The 16,033-nt window shown below is 71.4% G+C and carries 17 protein-coding genes; 2 read left to right on the top strand and 15 right to left on the bottom strand.

Features of this window, described 5'->3' with window-relative positions; genetic code table 11:
* Position 1 precedes the first annotated feature (1 nt).
* Positions 2–805, top strand: coding sequence for an SDR family NAD(P)-dependent oxidoreductase (locus FB470_RS26905; protein WP_306996046.1), 804 nt, complete (start codon positions 2–4; stop codon positions 803–805).
* Between the two features lie 208 nt (positions 806–1,013).
* On the opposite strand, the gene FB470_RS26900 is transcribed toward FB470_RS26905, so the two are convergent.
* The 15 genes from FB470_RS26900 to FB470_RS26830 all read right to left on the bottom strand — a co-directional run bounded on the left by FB470_RS26900 (position 1,014) and on the right by FB470_RS26830 (position 14,797).
* Positions 1,014–1,808 (bottom strand): MBL fold metallo-hydrolase, encoded by a 795-nt coding sequence (locus FB470_RS26900; RefSeq protein ID WP_306996044.1) that lies wholly within the window; start codon positions 1,806–1,808, stop codon positions 1,014–1,016.
* 22 nt (positions 1,809–1,830) lie between these two features.
* Complete coding sequence (locus FB470_RS26895; RefSeq protein ID WP_306996043.1) at positions 1,831–3,447, bottom strand: long-chain-fatty-acid--CoA ligase; 1,617 nt, start codon at positions 3,445–3,447, stop codon at positions 1,831–1,833.
* Positions 3,448–3,461: 14 nt separating this feature from the next.
* Positions 3,462–4,439 (bottom strand): NADPH:quinone reductase, encoded by a 978-nt coding sequence (locus FB470_RS26890; RefSeq protein WP_306996042.1) that lies wholly within the window; start codon positions 4,437–4,439, stop codon positions 3,462–3,464.
* Positions 4,440–4,458: 19 nt separating this feature from the next.
* On the bottom strand, positions 4,459–5,421 hold the full coding sequence (locus FB470_RS26885; protein WP_306996039.1) for an NAD-dependent epimerase/dehydratase family protein: 963 nt from the start codon (positions 5,419–5,421) through the stop codon (positions 4,459–4,461).
* Positions 5,422–5,431: 10 nt separating this feature from the next.
* Entirely contained in the window at positions 5,432–6,244 is an 813-nt protein-coding gene (locus tag FB470_RS26880) for an SDR family NAD(P)-dependent oxidoreductase (protein WP_306996038.1), read from the bottom strand.
* 2 nt (positions 6,245–6,246) lie between these two features.
* Positions 6,247–7,608: an MFS transporter gene (locus FB470_RS26875; protein WP_306996037.1), complete on the bottom strand. Its 1,362-nt coding sequence runs from the start codon at positions 7,606–7,608 to the stop codon at positions 6,247–6,249.
* A gap of 34 nt (positions 7,609–7,642) precedes the next feature.
* On the bottom strand, positions 7,643–7,864 hold the full coding sequence (locus FB470_RS26870; RefSeq protein ID WP_306996035.1) for a hypothetical protein: 222 nt from the start codon (positions 7,862–7,864) through the stop codon (positions 7,643–7,645).
* Between the two features lie 31 nt (positions 7,865–7,895).
* A complete protein-coding gene (locus FB470_RS26865; protein ID WP_306996033.1) occupies positions 7,896–8,687 on the bottom strand; it encodes an alpha/beta fold hydrolase in 792 nt (263 codons plus the stop codon).
* Positions 8,688–8,787: 100 nt separating this feature from the next.
* Positions 8,788–10,026, bottom strand: a complete 1,239-nt coding sequence (locus FB470_RS26860; protein WP_306996031.1) for an acyl-CoA dehydrogenase family protein — start codon at positions 10,024–10,026, stop codon at positions 8,788–8,790.
* Positions 10,026–11,048 (bottom strand): phosphotransferase family protein, encoded by a 1,023-nt coding sequence (locus FB470_RS26855; RefSeq protein ID WP_306996029.1) that lies wholly within the window; start codon positions 11,046–11,048, stop codon positions 10,026–10,028. Before FB470_RS26855 ends, FB470_RS26860 begins: the two co-directional genes overlap by 1 nt.
* Entirely contained in the window at positions 11,045–11,824 is a 780-nt protein-coding gene (locus FB470_RS26850; RefSeq protein WP_306996027.1) for an SDR family NAD(P)-dependent oxidoreductase, read from the bottom strand. Before FB470_RS26850 ends, FB470_RS26855 begins: the two co-directional genes overlap by 4 nt.
* Positions 11,821–12,585, bottom strand: a complete 765-nt coding sequence (locus FB470_RS26845) for an SDR family oxidoreductase (protein WP_370876576.1) — start codon at positions 12,583–12,585, stop codon at positions 11,821–11,823. Before FB470_RS26845 ends, FB470_RS26850 begins: the two co-directional genes overlap by 4 nt.
* On the bottom strand, positions 12,582–12,905 hold the full coding sequence (locus FB470_RS26840) for a hypothetical protein (RefSeq protein ID WP_306996025.1): 324 nt from the start codon (positions 12,903–12,905) through the stop codon (positions 12,582–12,584). The genes FB470_RS26845 and FB470_RS26840 overlap by 4 nt, the downstream gene beginning before the upstream one ends.
* Before the next feature lie 181 nt (positions 12,906–13,086).
* Positions 13,087–13,434, bottom strand: coding sequence for a hypothetical protein (locus tag FB470_RS26835; RefSeq protein ID WP_306996023.1), 348 nt, complete (start codon positions 13,432–13,434; stop codon positions 13,087–13,089).
* Positions 13,435–13,618: 184 nt separating this feature from the next.
* Positions 13,619–14,797 (bottom strand): LLM class flavin-dependent oxidoreductase, encoded by a 1,179-nt coding sequence (locus FB470_RS26830; RefSeq protein WP_306996022.1) that lies wholly within the window; start codon positions 14,795–14,797, stop codon positions 13,619–13,621.
* 304 nt (positions 14,798–15,101) lie between these two features.
* Here FB470_RS26830 and FB470_RS26825 point away from each other — a divergent pair, with 304 nt between their 5' ends.
* Positions 15,102–15,494: a hypothetical protein gene (locus tag FB470_RS26825; RefSeq protein ID WP_306996020.1), complete on the top strand. Its 393-nt coding sequence runs from the start codon at positions 15,102–15,104 to the stop codon at positions 15,492–15,494.
* Positions 15,495–16,033 lie beyond the last annotated feature (539 nt).

Here is a 16,033-nt window from a genome sequence, read left to right as displayed (position 1 = left end):
CATGGATCTGCAGTTGCAGGGCACCCGTGCGGTCGTCACGGGAGGATCACGCGGGCTCGGGCTCGCCGTCGCGCGCGGTCTCGTCGCCGAGGGCGCGCGGGTGGCGCTCGTCGCGCGGGATGCGCAGCGGCTGGACACCGCCGCGGGCGGCCTCCGCTCCGGCGTCGCGGGAGCGGAGGTCCTCGCTGTTCCGGCGGACACCACCGACGACGCCTCCGTACGGGGCATGGTGCAGCAGGTGGTGACCACCTGGGGTGGTGTCGACGTGCTGGTGAACGCCGCGGCCCAACCCTCCTTCGCCTCCGCTCCCCCGCCGCTGGCCGATCTCAGCGACGACGAGGTGCGGGCGGACTTCGACACCAAGGTCCTCGGCTACCTCCGCTGCGCCCGGGCGGTCGCGCCGCACATGACCGGTCAGGGGTGGGGGCGGATCGTCAACATCTCCGGTTTGAACGCCCGCCGCACCGGGTCCGCGTCGGGGACGATCCGCAACGTCGCGGTCGCCGCCCTGACCGCGAACCTCGCCGACGAACTCGGTCCGCACGGCGTCGGGGTCACGGTCGTGCACCCGGGCCTGGTGGAGACGGAACGCACGCCGGGCCTCGTCGCCGATCGGGCCGCGGCCAGCGGTCTGAGCGAGGAGCAGGTCCACGACCAGCTGGCCGCGACGACGAGTCTGCGTCGTCTCGTCACCGCGGAGGAGGTCGCGGACGTCGTCGTCTTCCTCTGCTCGCCTCGGGCGGCCGCCGTGACGGGCGATGCGGTGTCGGTGGCGGGCGGCAACCGCGGCGCGGTGCACTACTAGGGATTGTCCGGTGAGTCAGCGGCGCCAGATGGCGGCGATGGTGAGTATCGAAGCGGGGGCCGCCGCCGCGGGACGCTTTGGCCACGCGGCGGGCGATCCGGTCCTCCCGTTCGGGCCTGGTGAACCGGACTCGCCGGTCACGCGTCGCACGCCACCACCTGGATGCCGTTCGGCAGCGGCACCCGGCCGGGTGCGGGCACGACCAGCACTACGCCCAGTGGAAGCGGCGCAGCCCGTCGGCCGTGATCAGGCGGCCGAAGGACAGCTCCGGGAAGTGCGCGGGCGCGAACGGGTCGCCCGAAGCGGCCAGCTCCTCGGCGATGCGTTCGCGCACGGCGCCGGCCGCGGCCCGGTCCACGTCGAACATCCCTTCCCATTCGGGGTCGGTGAGCTCCCCCACCGTGTGCACCACGTCGCCGAGCAGCAGCGCGCGCTCGCCGGCGTCGCTCACCACGAAGACCGTCGAGCCCGGGGTGTGCCCCGGCGCCGGCCGCGCGAGCAGACCGGGCACCAGCTCGGTCTCCTCGTCGAACGCCTCCAGGCGCCCCTCGATCGGGGCCAGGGTTTCCTGCAGCGCGGGATCGGCCGTGGGTGCGGTCATGAAGTAGGCCCAGTCCGCCGCATGCGCCCGGAACGTCGCGCGCGGGAACGTCACCTCGCCGCGGACCGTCGACCAGCCGACGTGATCCGGATGCAGGTGGGTGAAGACCACGTCGGTGACGTCGTCGAGCGCGACCCCCGCGCGCCTCAGGTTCGCCGGCAGCCCGCCCGTCACGAACCCTTCGTGCGCGAAGTCGTCACCCGCTCCGGCGTCGACCAGGATCGTCCGGTCCCCCAGCCGCACGAGGAACGCCCCGATGTCCATCCAGATCCGGCCGTGCTCGTCCAGCGGCTGGTGCGGGCAGTCCCACCGCGCGTTCCGCCGGTGGGTCACGGTGTTCTCGATGGGCAACCGGGCCGTGCCGTCGAGGATCGGGACGATGTCGACGTTTCCTACCTTCATCAGCACCTCTCGGTCACTCCGGTCAGCCGCGGATGCGCAGGGCTTCGCCGGACCATTCCTTTTCGCGCAGTTCGTACTTCTGCACCTTGCCGGTGGAGGTCTTGGGCAGTTCGGCGACGATCTCGACCTCGCGCGGCGCCTTGTAGCGGGCGATGCGCGACCGCACGTGCGCGATCAGCTCGCTCTCGGACGGGTTCCTCCCCGGCCGCGGCACCACGAAGGCCTTCGGCCGCTCACCCCACCGCGGATCCGGGACGCCGATCACGGCGACCTCGAGGACGTCGGGGTGCGCGGCGAGGGCGTGCTCGACCTCGATGGTCGAGATGTTCTCGCCGCCGGAGATGATCACGTCCTTGGCCCGGTCCCGCAGCTCGACGTAGCCGTCCGGATGCATCACCCCGAGGTCCCCGGAGTGGAACCAGCCACCGGCGAACGCCTTGGCCGTGCCCTCGGGATCCTGGAAGTAGCCCTGCATCACGTTGTTGCCGCGCATCACGATCTCACCCATGGTCCGCCCGTCACGCGGAACGTCGCGGAAGCTCTCGTCCACCACACGGATCCCGTCCGCCTGCAGCATCCCCACGCCCTGCCGGGCCCGCAGCTGGGCACGCTCGTCGGGCGCCAGGTCGTCCCACGCCCGCTGGTACTCGTTCACCGAGTACGGGCCGTAGGTTTCGGTCAGGCCGTAGACGTGCACGATCCGGAAGCCCATCCGCTCCATCTGCCGGATGGTGGTGGGGCTCGGCGGTGCTCCCGCGGTGGTGACGACGAGCGGGTGGTCGAGCGTGTGGGCGCGGTCGGCCCGCATGATCGTGCTGACCACCGTGGGTGCCCCGTTGAGGTGGGTGACCCGGTGGTGGTCGATGAGCTCCCACACCCGGTCCCCGCGCACCTCGCGCAGGCAGATCTGGGTTCCGCCCGCGGCGACCAGAGCCCATGCGGTGCACCAGCCGTTGCAGTGGAACATCGGCAGCGTCCAGAGGTAGACGCTGTCCGCGTCGTGTCCGGAGTGGAAGATCTCGCCGAACGAGTTCAGGTACGCGCCGCGGTGGGTGTAGACCACGCCCTTGGGCCGGCCGGTCGTGCCCGAGGTGTAGTTGATCGAGATCGGCGCTCGCTCGTCGTGGACCGCCCACACCAGCTCGTCCTCGTCGCCCGCCGCGCCGGCGAGGAGAACGTCGAACGTGACCGAGCCGGGCACCTCGACGGTCGCCCGGGGGCCGAGCGGGTCGACCGCGACGGCGATCGTCCGCACCGTTTCCAGCGACCCGGCGATCGGAGCGACCGTGGGTGCGTACTCGGCGTCGAGGACGAGCACGGTCGCGCCGGAGTGATCGAGGATGTAGCGGACCTCCTCGGGCGCCAGCCGGGTGTTGATCGCGACCAGCACCGCACCGGCCAGCGGCACGGCGAAGTGGGCGGCCAGCATCTCCGGCGTGTTGGGCATGAGGTAGGCGACCCGGTCGCCCGGCCGCACTCCGGCGGCGCGCAGCATCCGCGCCCGCTGCTCCACCCGCTCGGCGAACTCCCGGTAGGTCCAGGTTTCGCCGCCGTGCACGACGGCGACCTTGCCGGCGTGCACGGTCGCGGACCGTCGCAGGAACGACAGGGGCGTCAGTTCGGTGATCCAGGTGTCCATGCGTGTGTTCTCCTTCAGTGCGCCGCCAGGCGCAGGACGACTTTGCCCGGCGGCGCCTGCTCCGCCGTCTCGTGCGCCCGCGCCACCTCGTCCAGGCTGTGCGGGAGCACCGGCAGCGCGGACAGGGCGCCGCGCGCGAGTGCGTCGGAGGTCCACCGGACCGCGGCGGCCAGCCGATGCGGGGAAACCCCGTAGAGCAGCACGAACTCCAGCGTCGTGTTCGCCTTCATGAACTCCCCCACCGGCAGGGCCAGCTCCCCTTCCGTGGCGTAGACGGCGATGGTGCCGGGGGCACCGAGCACCGCCATGTCCAGGTCCAGGTTCGTCGCGAGCGCGACCTCGACGATGCGGTCGACGGGACCGGCGACGTCACGGATGCGCCGGGCCGCGTCCGGGTCGGTGTAGCGGACGACGAGGTCGGCTCCGGCTTTCTCCGCCAGGGCGCGCTTCTCGTCGGAGCTCACCGTGGCCACCACCCGTGCGCCGGCGTGCTTGGCCAGCTCGATGGCGAAGTGCCCCACCGCGCCCGCTCCCCCGGCGACGAGGACCGTCCGTCCCGCCAACTCCCCGGGGTTCCCGCCCAGGCAGTGCGCGGCGGTCAGGGCCGGAATCCCGAGACACGCGCCCAGGTCGTCGGACGCGCCGTCGGGCAGCGGGACCGCCCGCTCGGCGGGGACGACCGCGAACTCGGCCGCTGTGCCGTAGCGGTTGTGGAACGCCGCCAGGTAGAGCCACACCCGCTGCCCGACCTGCAGGTCGGTGACGCCGTCGCCGACCGCGTCGACGACGCCGGCGCCGTCGTGGTGCGGCACCTGGAACCAGTCCGGGGTGCGCCCGGCGAATCCCGCCCGGGTCTTCCAGTCGGTGGGGTTGATACCCGAGGTGGCGATCCGGACGCGCACCTGGCCCGGACCGGGCTCGGGCACCTCGAGCTCGACGACTTCGAGCACCTCGGCCGCGGGGCCGGGACGGCGGTAGACCGCTGCTCTCATGCCCGCACCACCTCCCTGGTCACGCGAGCCGGGTTCGAACGAGCTCGTAGTAGTGCCGGATCGCGCGGTCCGGGTCGTAGCGGGGACGCCATCCGAACTCCTCTTCCATCCGGGTTCCATCCAGCGCCATGTAGTAACTGTCCGGCATCTGCATGGGGTTCAGTCCTGGCCCGATGTCGAGCGCCGCGCCGGGGACGACCCGGCGGATCGCGTCCGCGAAGTCGTGCATCGACACCGCGTGCCCGCCGGCCACGTTGTAGGCCTCGTGGCGCAGCGGCCGGGGCGCCAGGGCGACACACGCGATGGCGTCGGCGACATCGAGGACGTAGATGATGTCGTCCCGCTCGTCCCCGCCCTGCTCGATCGCGAATCCGCGGCCTGAGGCCGGCAGCTCGATCATCGAGCTGTAGGTGTTGATCGGGCCGGCGTGCCGTTGCAGCCTGCCCGGGCCGAAGATCGTGGCGAACCGCAGGCTGACGCACTCCACTTCGGAGTTGCGCCCGTACCACGCGACCACGTTCTCCGCGGCGACCTTCGTGATGCCGTACATGCCGGTCGGCCGCAGCTCGTCGTCCTCGGGCACGGACTCGTAGGTGGGAAACCCGCGCTTGCCCGTCGCGGGCGCGTACACCGCCTTCGAGCTGGTGTAGACGACGCGCCGCGCACCTGCCGCCACCGCGGCGGCGCACACGGCGGCGGTGCCGCCGACGTTCACCGCGATCGCGGTGTGCGGATCTCGTTCGCAGTCGACGAAGGCCGCGAGATGAATGACGCAGTCGGGTCGCAGCCGCACGGCGGCATCGGTGAGGCGTTCGGCGTCGCGGATGTCGCCGACCACGAGCTCGACCCGGTCCGCCACGTCCTCGATCAGCGACGTGTCGTCACGGCTCTCGAACACCGCCACCTCGTGCCCGCGGCCCAGCAGATCCCGGACCACCCAGGCACCGTTGACGCCCAGCCCGCCCGTCACCAGGAAACGCATGTCGACTCCTTCACCGGCCGGCCAGGCGCCGGAACGAGGGGACCATGGGTGCGTAGGCGGACATGCCGCCGTCCACGACGAGCACCTGCCCGTTGATGAACGACGACTCGGGTGAGGCCAGGAACAGGGCGGCCATCGCGACGTCGTCCGGCCGGCCCAGCCGCGGCGTCGCGACGTGGTCCAGCAGCACCTCGGTCTGCGCCGCGGAGAACATCTTCTCGGTCGCGGGCGAGACGATGTGCCCCGGCGCGAGGACGTTGCACCGGATCCCCTGCTTGCCGTACTCGACGGCCAGCGTCTTCGACAACCCGATCACCGCCGCCTTCGCGGTCGCGTAGGCGGGGCGGCCTTCGAGGGACAGCCAGGCAGCCAGTGACGAAGCGTTGGTGATGCTGCCCCCTCCCGCCCGGACCATGTGCGGCAGGACGTGTTTGGCGGTCAGCACACAGCCCAGCAGGTCCACGCGCAGCTGCCCCAGCCACACCGACAGGTCGGCCTCGGCGACGAAGACGTCCTCGGCGACCAGGCTCCGTTCGGAGGCGTAGTTCTGCAGCACGTCCACCCCGCCGAAGTGCTCGACCGCGAACTCGACGGCGCCGGCGACCTGCGCCTCGTCCGAGACGTCCGCGGCGAACGGCTCCGCGACACCACCCTCGTCCCGGATCCGGTCCACCGTGGCCGCCGCCTTGGACTTGTCCACGTCCACGACGACGACCTTCGCGCCTTCGCGGGCGAACACTTCCGCCGTCGCCGCTCCGATACCCGAACCCGCCCCCGTCACCAGCGCTGACTTCCCGGTCAGCCGGCCCGCGGTGGATCCCATGCTCAACTCCTTCCGGCCAGGCCTCGCGGCCTGCTCTTCTCGTGCGCCCGGGACCGGCGATCCACCGACGCGATCACGACAACCAAGGTGATGAGGCCGGCCGCGATCATGTACCAGGCCGGCGACGTCTTGTTCCCCGAAAGCTCGATCAGCAAGGTCGCGACGAACGGCGCGGTTCCGGCGAAGATCGCGGAACCGAAGCCGTAGGCGATCCCGAACCCGGACGCCCTGACCTTCGTCGGGAACAGCTCCGCGAACAGCGCCGGGATGGCGCCACCGAACGCGGCGACGGGGATCCACAGGACGAGCTGTCCCAGCAGCGCCGGGCCGAATCCCGTCAGGCCGATGATGAGCAGACTCGGGTAGGGCAGGACCACCGTCAGGACGCACGCCAGGACGAGGAGCGGCTTCCTGCCGTAGGTGTCCGACAGGCGCCCGAACACGAGCACCAGGAAGATCCCGACCGTGGTGGCGATGATGACAGTGCTCAGCGCCTGCACCGCGGACAGTCCCACGACGCTGCGGATGTAGGTGAGCACGAACACCTGGACCGTGGAGGAGGCGATGTTGAAGCCGACGCAGATCCCGATCACGATGAGAAACGCCCGCCAGTGCTGGGTGAACAGTGTGCGCAGCGGGCTGCGCTCCTGGGCGTTGCCGGCCTTGATCTCCTCGAATGCCGGCGACTCCGCGATGCGATACCGCAGGTAGAGGCCGATGACCAGCAGCGGGAACCCCAGCAGGAACGGAATCCGCCAGCCCCAGCTGTTCAGGCCCGCCGGTGACACCGAAACCGTCAGGATCAGAACCACGAGGGTGCCGAGCACGCTGCCGAGCGTCGAGGAGAAGAAGGCGAAGGACCCGTAGAGCCCGCGACGGTGCGCCGGCGCGTGCTCGACGAGGAAGCTGGCCGACGTCCCGAACTCCCCGCCCACGGACAACCCCTGGAGCAGCCGCGCGACGCAGAGGAGCACGGGGGCAACGGTCCCCGCCTGCGGATAGGTCGGCATGACGCCGATGAGCACGGTGGTCACGCCCATGATCAGCACCGCGACGGCCAGGGAGATCTTGCGCCCTCGCCGGTCCGCGAGCCGCCCGAACACGATCGCGCCCACCGGCCGCATGACGAAGCCGACCGCGAACAGCGCCAACGTCGACAGGATCGCGGCGAGCGGATCACCCGAGGGGAAGAAGAGCTTCGAGATGACCGGTGTGAGCGACGCGAAGATCGCGAAATCGTAGAACTCGAGGGCGTTTCCCGAGCCCGCGGCGAGGATCGACCGGCGCGCGAGAGAGGTGCGGGGCGGCGTTTTCGTTTCCGGGGAGACCCGGTCTTCCGAATCCAGCGGGGATGGTTGGGACATCGTTGTCCTCCGATCGGCAGCATTACCCGAGATGTCACAAAACGGTGAGTCCGCCCGTCACGCGGTCGGCCAAGAGCGCGACGCCCTCGGTGAAGTAGGTGATCCCCCGGACCATCTGCACGTCGCGGTGGAGTGGTGTTCGCGGGCGTTCGTCGGCGGCCTGCCACTCGCGGATGCAACCGTCGCACAGGGCCGCCGCGCGATCGGGATCCGGCGGGTCCGGGTAGGCCGCCTCGCTGACATGGCAGTACTGCACGGGGAACGCACCCTTCCTGGTTCCGGGGGGATCAGGCGGCGGAGATCAGCTTGGCGATCTCCGCCGGGCACTCCACCTGAGCACGGTGCCCGGCGCGGTCGACCTGCTCGAACCGCGCACCGGGGATGCGCGCGGCCAGCTCGCGCCCGTAGCCGGGCGCGACGATGCCGTCCTGCCCGCCCCAGATCACCAGGGACGGCACGCGGATGCGCCACATCCAGTGGAGCAGCCGCGGGTTGTGCAGGTAGGGCTCCCACCCGTACATCGCGAGGGCCTCTTCGTTGCGCGCCACCTCGAGGGCGTCCTCTTCCCGGGCGTGCGCGAGGTCGCCCAGCGCGAAGCTCGTGTCCGCGTAGAGGCGCTTGTCCAGCTCGGTCCGCGGTGTCGCGAAGAGGTCGACGATCTCCCGGTCGAGCGGCCCGCCGAGCTTGACGCCCACCGAGTCGACGAGCACGAGACGGGAGATCCGCGCGCAGCTGCGCACCGCCATCTCCAGGGCGACCCAGCCGCCGAACTGGAGACCGACGACGGTGACGCCGGTCAGCCCGGACCGGTCGAGCCAGTCGAGGTAGAGGTAGGCCAGGTCGTCGACCGAGGTGCACCAGTCCGGCCGGGGCGATCGGCCGAAGCCCGGGTGGCTCGGCGCGACCACGGTGAAGTCGTTCGCGAGCGCCGCCAGGAACGCTGCGTCCTCCTCGGCGCGCTCGGCGCCCGGCAGGACCAGGGCGACCCGGCTGCCGTTCCCCTCGCGCCGAGCGTCGAGGTGCACGCCGGCTCCGAACTCGATGCCGCTGTCGGCGCTGACAAGATCGAGCGTCTGCACTGTGCCTCCAAACACTGCCCCACGGGGGCTTGGTAGCTGAAGCCTGCCGCCCGGCGGCGGCGATGACTGTGACCTGGGTCCGGGACTTCGGCCCTGGTGCTCACCGGTCCTGTGCCGGTCGCCGCGCGGCGGCCCGGCGTAGTTCGCGGCGGGCGAGTGCGTCCTTGTGGACCTCGTCCGGACCGTCGACGAACCGCAGCATGCGGGCGAGGGCGAAGCCGTAGGCGAGCGGGAAGTCCTGTGACAGCCCACCGCCTCCGTGCACCTGGATCGCCTTGTCGAGCACCCACTGGACGGTCACCGGGGTCGCGATCTTGATCGCCTGGATCTCGGTGTGCGCGGCCTTGTTGCCGCGCGTGTCCATCAGCCAAGCCGCCTTGAGGGTGAGCAGGCGCAGCTGCTCGATCCGCACGCGGGACTCGGCGATCCAGTCGCGGACGACTCCCTGGCCGGACAGCGGCTTGCCGAAGGCGACCCGCTCCTCCGCCCGGGCGCACATCAGGTCGAGTGCGCGTTCGGCCATCCCGATGGCCCGCATGCAGTGGTGGATGCGGCCCGGCCCGAGCCGGGCCTGTGCGATGGCGAAGCCGTCCCCTTCGCCGCCGATGAGGTTCGCGGCGGGGACCCGGACGTCGTCGAAACGCAGTTCGGCGTGTCCTCCGTGTTCGCGGTCGTCGTAGCCCAGGACGCGCATCGCCCGGGTCACCCGGACGCCGGGCGTGTCCCGCGGGACGAGGATCATCGACTGCTGGCGGTGCCGCTCGGCGTCCGGATCGGACTTGCCCATGACGATGAAGATCGCGGCATTGGGGTTCATCGCCCCGGTGATCCACCACTTGCGCCCGTTGATCACGTAGTGGTCGCCGTCGCGCTCGATACGGGTGGCGATGTTGGTGGCGTCCGAGGACGCGACGTCGGGTTCGGTCATCGCGAACGAGGACCGGATCCGCCCGGACAGCAGCGGTTCCAGCCACTGGTGCTTCTGCGCGTCGGTGCCGAACTGCGCCAGTAGTTCCATGTTGCCGGTGTCCGGCGCCGCGCAGTTGAGGGCGGCGGGCGCCAGGTGCGGGCTCCGCCCGGTGATCTCCGCCAGCGGCGCGTACTGCTGGTTGGTGAGGCCGGCGCCGTTCGCCCCGGGGAGGAACAGGTTCCACAGCCCCTGCTTGCGCGCCTCCGCCCGCAGTTGCGACAGCACCGGCGCCGAGTCCCACGCCCACGGGTTGTCCAGTTCGGACAGTTGCCGCTCGAACACCGGTTCCGCCGGGTGGACGTGTGCGGCCATGAACTCCAGCAGCCGCCCGCGCAGGTCCTCGGTGCGGGAGTCGTAGGCGAAGTCCATCAGCGGTCCTCCTTCAGGGCAGCGAGCCCGATTTCCAGCAGGGGCCCGGTCAGCGCGCCGATCCCGTCGAACCCGGTGCCCACGGTCTGACCGCGCAGGTGCCGGTAATGGATTCCCTCGACGATCGCGGCCAGCTTGTAGCAGGCGAGCCCGAGGTGGAAACCGAAGTGCGCCGGGTCGCGACCGCTGCGCGCGCGGTAGCGGCTTCGCACTTCGTCCTCGGTGAGGTGTCCCGGTGCCGAAGCGGCGTCGGTGACGAGATCGCCGCCCGGGAGCCGGCTCAGCTTCTGGTAGGCGATCAGCAGTGCGAGGTCCGTCAGCGGATCGCCGAGGGTGGCCATCTCCCAGTCGATGACCGCCGCGGGGTGGTCGGTGGAGTCGACGAGCACGTTGTCGAGGCGGTAGTCCCCGTGCACGATTCCGGGCGCGGACTGGGCCGGGATGTTCGACGCCAGCAGGGAGTGCAGTTGTCCGGCACGCGGCAGGTCGCGGGTGCGGGAGGCGGCCAGCTGGGCGCTCCAGCGCCGCACCTGCCGGTCCAGGAACCCCTCGGCGCGACCGAAATCCGCCAGCCCCACCTCGGCGGGGTCGACGTCGTGCAGTGCGACCAGCGTGTCGACCAGGCGGAGCGAGATCCGCCGGACCCGTTCCGGCCCGAGCGGCGCCAGCTCCGCCGCGCTCCGGAACGGGGTACCGTCGACCTTCTCCATGAGGTAGAAGGGCGCCCCGATGACCGAGTCGTCCGTGCACAGCGCGTAGGTGGCGGGCACCGGCACGCCAGTGCCCTCGAGCGCGGCCATGACCCGGTACTCGCGCGCCACGTCGTGGGCGGTGGCGAGCACGTGCCCGAGCGGCGGCCTGCGCAGCACCCAGGCGCGCTCGCCGTCACCGATCTCGTAGGTCAGGTTCGACCGGCCACCGGCGATCAGGCGCGCCGACAGCGTCGCTCCGGCCTGGCCGGGCCGCTCGGCGGCGAGCCAGCCGGCCAGCCTTGTCAGATCCAGGCCCGGGAGGTGGCTCACCGGGCCGCCCCGTCCTGTTCGAGGTGCCGCTGGAGCTTGTTCATCCCGCCGAGCCAGCGGTCGGTGTCGGTGGCCCGGTGCCGGTAGTGGTCGCCGGCTTCGGGGTGCGGGAGGATCAGGAAACGGTCGTCGTGCAGTGCCTGCCACGTCAGCTCGGCCACGTCCTCGGGAGTCACCGCGCCGTCGGCCAGCACCGTGCGCATCGGCCCGCTCGCCGCGAGCATGCCGGTCCGCACCCCCTGCGGGCAGATCGCCTGGACCACGATCCCGCGGTGCCGGTAGGTCGCGGACAACCACTCGGCGAAGGCGAGCACGGCGTGTTTGCTCACCGAGTAGGTCGCGGTACCGAGCGCGGTCAGCAGACCCGCGGCCGACGCGGTCACCACGAACCGCCCGCCACCGCGTGCCAGCCAGCCGGGGACCAGGAGCCGGGCGGCGCGGACGTGGGCCATCGTGTTGACCTCCCAGCTCGCCGCCCACGCGACCTCGCTCGCGTCCAGGCCGTAGCCCCGCACGATCCCGGCGTTGGCGAACCACGCGTCGACCTGGCCCAGGTGCTCGCGCGCGGCCGAGACGAGCGCCACGATGCCGGCCACGGACGCGGCATCGCCCGGCACGGCGTACGCACCGATCTCGGCCGCCGCCGCCTCCGTCGCAACGGGGTCCAGGTCGTTGATCACGACGCGTGCTCCCCCGGCGACCAGCCGCGCGGCCAGCGCCTTACCGATCCCGCCCGCGGCGCCGGTGACGACCACGCCCTGACCCGCGACCGTCATGCGGTCACCCCGGCCAGAGTCACGCCACCGTCGACGACGAGCAGGTGGCCGGTGAGCAACGACGCGTCCCCGGACAACAGGAACGCGACGGCGCCACCGACGTCGTCGGGCTCGCCCAGGCGCTTGAGCGGGTAGGCCGCGGCCAGCTGCTCCTCCCGGCCCTCGTACAGGGCCGCGGCGAACTTCGTCTTCACCACCGCGGGCGCGACCGCGTTCACGCGGATGTCCGGGCCCAGCTCGACGGCCAGCAGCCTGGTCATCGCGACGAGCATGGCCTTGCTGGCCCCGTAGAAGCCGACCCCCGGCGCGGGGGAGATCGCCGAATGGGACGCGACGTTGACGATCGCCCCACCGTGCTCCCCCATCCACGCGCGGTGGGCGTGCTGCACCCAGGACAACGCCGCGATGCAGTTGACCTCGACGACCTTGCGGGCCACGCCGAGGTCGAGCTCGACCATCGGGCCGTACCACGGGTTGACGCCCGCGTTGTTCACCAGCATGTCGAGGCTGCCGAACCGCTCGACAGCCTGACCGACCGCCTCGGCCTGGTGCGCGGTGTCGTCGGCCTTGCCGGCCACGGCGAGCGCCACCTCCGGGCCACCGAGACGAGCGACGGCCTCGTCGAGCGCCTCCTTCTGGCGGGCGGTGATCACCACCCGCGCACCTTCGCTGACCAGTCGCTCCGCGATGGCGAACCCGATGCCGCGGCTGGCACCGGTGACGATCGCGGTCCTGCCTCCGAACTTCCCGGGCACGGTCACCGCCCCCACTCGACGTGCGCGCGGACCCGGCCACCGTCGGCGCTGACCCAGCCCAGATCCGAGGCGTAGGCGAGCATGCGGGTGAACCCGTCGTGCCAGTTCTGATCGCGATCACCAGCCGCGGAGCGCAGCCACGCGACGTCGAGCCAGGCGTGCTCGCCGGCGACCTCACCCGCGCCGGCGGCGCCCAGCGTCCGCGACAGGAGCTCCCACCGCGGTGCGCCCGCCGCGGCGCGGACCGACAGCGCGCCCAGGTCCTCGGCCCTGCACAACTGTGGCACCCCTCGCCCGTCGTCGGGCACGTACACCACCATCTCCACTCACCCTCACCCTCGCCATCCGGTCCGGTCCTGTTCGCTCAGCAGGAGTCTGGTCTCCCGCCGCGTCGATGACTGTGACCTGGATCCGCGGAGTTGGCTCTGGAAGGCACCGGCCCGGCGGGTTCGCCGGTGCGGGCTCGGTCGGGGTGGGAAAAGTCCAGCACCTCGGCGACGCGCAGGGTCAGGGTGCCGTCCTCGGCCTGGCGGCGGAGACGGTCCGGCCCGGGCGCACCCGGATGCCGCGCGCTGCCGGACCGGACCAGCCCCGCACCTCGCCCGGCGTCCCGCCGTCGGCGATCGCGGGCACGACCTCGGCGGCCTGCCACGAGCCGTCCACGAGGCCGGCGACGCCGCCGGGCACCAACGTGCGGATGCGGGCGGCGACATCGGCGCCGCGCTCGACGACGTGGTCGGCGCCGGCGGCGCCCGTCACCGCCACCGTCCCGCCGCGCGGCGCGGCGATCGCGTCCAGGGCGAGTCGCGCCGTCAGCCCCGCCGTGCTCGCGTCCGGACCACGGTGGAAGATCATCGCGGGAACCCCCGCGCTGCGGGAACGCCGGCCGGTCAAGTACGCGTTGCTCACCGGCGTCGGCAGCGCGCTAGCGATGCCGTCGTTCAGGCCGTAATCGTTGCCATGGTCGTCGCGGATCCGCTCCGCTCAAGCGAAACCAGGCCGGCCAGTGTGATCACGTTGGCCGGCCGGGATGCCTCGCTCAGACGGTGACACCGCCCGTGACCCTGTCGACGGCCGGCGCCACCTCTCCGGCGAAGCGCTCGATGCCCCGCACCGCCTCGTCGTGCTCCATGTGACCGGCCTGGCCCATGAGCAGGAGATGGCCAACGCCTCCCACCTCGGTGTAGAAGCGCTCGATCTGGGACGTGACCGTCTTGGGACTGCCCGCGAAGAGGATGCCCTGCTCGATCAGGTCCTCCACGGACATCGTCGTCAGGTCCGGGAGCGGCGACAGAGCCGGTGCACCCGAGCGCGACGCCTGCGGACCGCGCAGCATGGCAGCCCGGGCGAAGTACGGCATGTAACCCGGCGGGTAGGTGAACGGCTTCGCCACCTTGTTGCTCCGGAGGTACCACAGCAACTTGCGGGCCCCCTCGAAGCCCTCCGCGTCGGTCCGTCCGGTGTAGGCGAGAGCCGCGTACCCGAACATGTCGTCGCCGACGGCAGGTTTGCCGGTCTCCTCCAGCCGGTCGCGATAAGTCTGGAACAGCTGCCGCGCCGCCTTCGTGCCACCGAGGAACGTGGCGATCTTGTAGCCGTGGTCGGCGACTGCAATGGCGCTCGCCGGCGTACCGGTCGCGATCCAGACGGGCGGCATCGGCCGCTGGTAGGGACGCGGCCAGATGTTCACCTGGCGATGGTGGAAGAACTCACCCTCCCAGTTGAACGGTCCGTCGTGCGTCGTCATGGCTCGCGTGATGAGCTCGATGGCCTCCCACATCCGCTCGGTCATGCGGAACGGCTTGGCGTTCGTCGCACCCACCTCGTACTGGACACCGCGAACGAACCCGACGTCCAGACGGCCGTGGCTGAGGAGATCGACCAACGCCATCTCCTCGGCGATCCGCACCGGGTCGTTGCGGTTGGCCACCGGGTTCCCCAGGATCAGGATCCGCGCCTTCGTCGTGACGCGCGCGAGCACTCCCGCAAGCAACGGAGCTGCCGAGTTCATGCACGTCGCGGTCTGGTGGTGCTCGTTCACCATCACGTTCATGCCGCATTCGTCCGCCACCTGCCACTCGCGGATGTAGCGGTCCCACAGCCCGGCGGCGTGCTCGGGGTCGATGACGCCGTTCGGCAGGGTGACGCGCACCGAGTCGTAGGTCTCCGGATCCGGCAGATCGGGATATGCGCACTCGCTGAAGTGCCAGTACTGCATCGGAAAGGCTCCTGTCCTGTCTCGTGTGCCGCCGTCACCTCCGGCTCGGTCGAGTCTGGCCGCTGACGGCAGCGGAGACTGTGACCTGGGTCCACTGATCTGAGCCCGTCCCTGTCCCCTCCTCTCCGTCCAACCGAGAACCCGTACCGAAACCGCACCGACGCCGCACATCGGGGCACCACACGGGGTTTTCCACGGCGGACGGTGAAGCCACGCGCCAGCGGGACGTCCACTCCCCGTACCCGCGGAATGCGAAGATCATTCCGATACGGACAGCTCCTGTTGCCACCGAAACGAGGGTGCGATGAAACGCTCACGCAAGCTCGCCGGCCTCGTCAGTGCCGGTGTTCTCACCACGACCGCGCTGCTGGGCGCGCCGGAAGCGGCCGCCATCGATCACGAGGTCCAAACCGCCGACCCGGACCCCGGCGGCGTCGCGTGGTTCACCGAGCACGGTGACTACGTCTACGTCTGCGACCAGGAACCGGACGGCTGGGCGGTCGGCCTCGACGTGTACTGGAACGGCGGCTCCTACACCCTCAGCGCGGGCGGCAGCGGCAACTGCGACCTCGCCGACGCCAGCGAGAGCGGACACGACCTCCCGGAGAACGCCTACATCAACTTCCGCGTCTACCTGCACAAGTCCGGCACACCGTACGCCTACCAGCGCACGGCGCAGTGGTACAACGACAACTGAGCGTCGGCGGCCGGACCCGGAGCCAACCCGAGCCCGGCGCCGCCGTCGGCGGTGGTGGTGCGGCTGCGCTCGCCGCGGACGAACGGTGGCAACAGGCGCCCGGCCTGACCCGCGCGCTCGACCGCGTGGGCGAGTCGAGCGAGGAAGACTCGCCCACGGCGCCCGACTCGGCAGCTTCCCCGGCGGCTGCGGACATCGCATCCAGGATCGTGCACCACCCCCTCACCCACACCTCCAGCCTCGGCGACTACTACGACACGCCCGGCTACGTGGAGGAGTCGGCGCCCTCAGCCCGCATGCACAGGCAGATCGCGCTCCGCGCGAAACTGCCGATCCGGCCGCCGGGCCCGGGCGGGCAAGCCACGCGGTGCGGCCCGTCTACCAGTGCTACGGCCGGTCGCCGCCGTCAAGCCCGTCCTCGCCGGCGCCTGAGCTCACGCCCGGCGACCCCCGGGCCGGCACTCCGCGGGATCGGCCGGTCGCGCTATGCGACCGGGACCGGTGGCGGCGGCGAGCTGCGACACTTCGGCCGCTGATCG

This window comes from Amycolatopsis thermophila (genome assembly GCF_030814215.1).
Classification (GTDB): domain Bacteria; phylum Actinomycetota; class Actinomycetes; order Mycobacteriales; family Pseudonocardiaceae; genus Amycolatopsis_E; species Amycolatopsis_E thermophila.
Note: the sequence above shows the minus strand (reverse complement) of the source record. Positions and strands in the feature narration are given on the sequence as shown.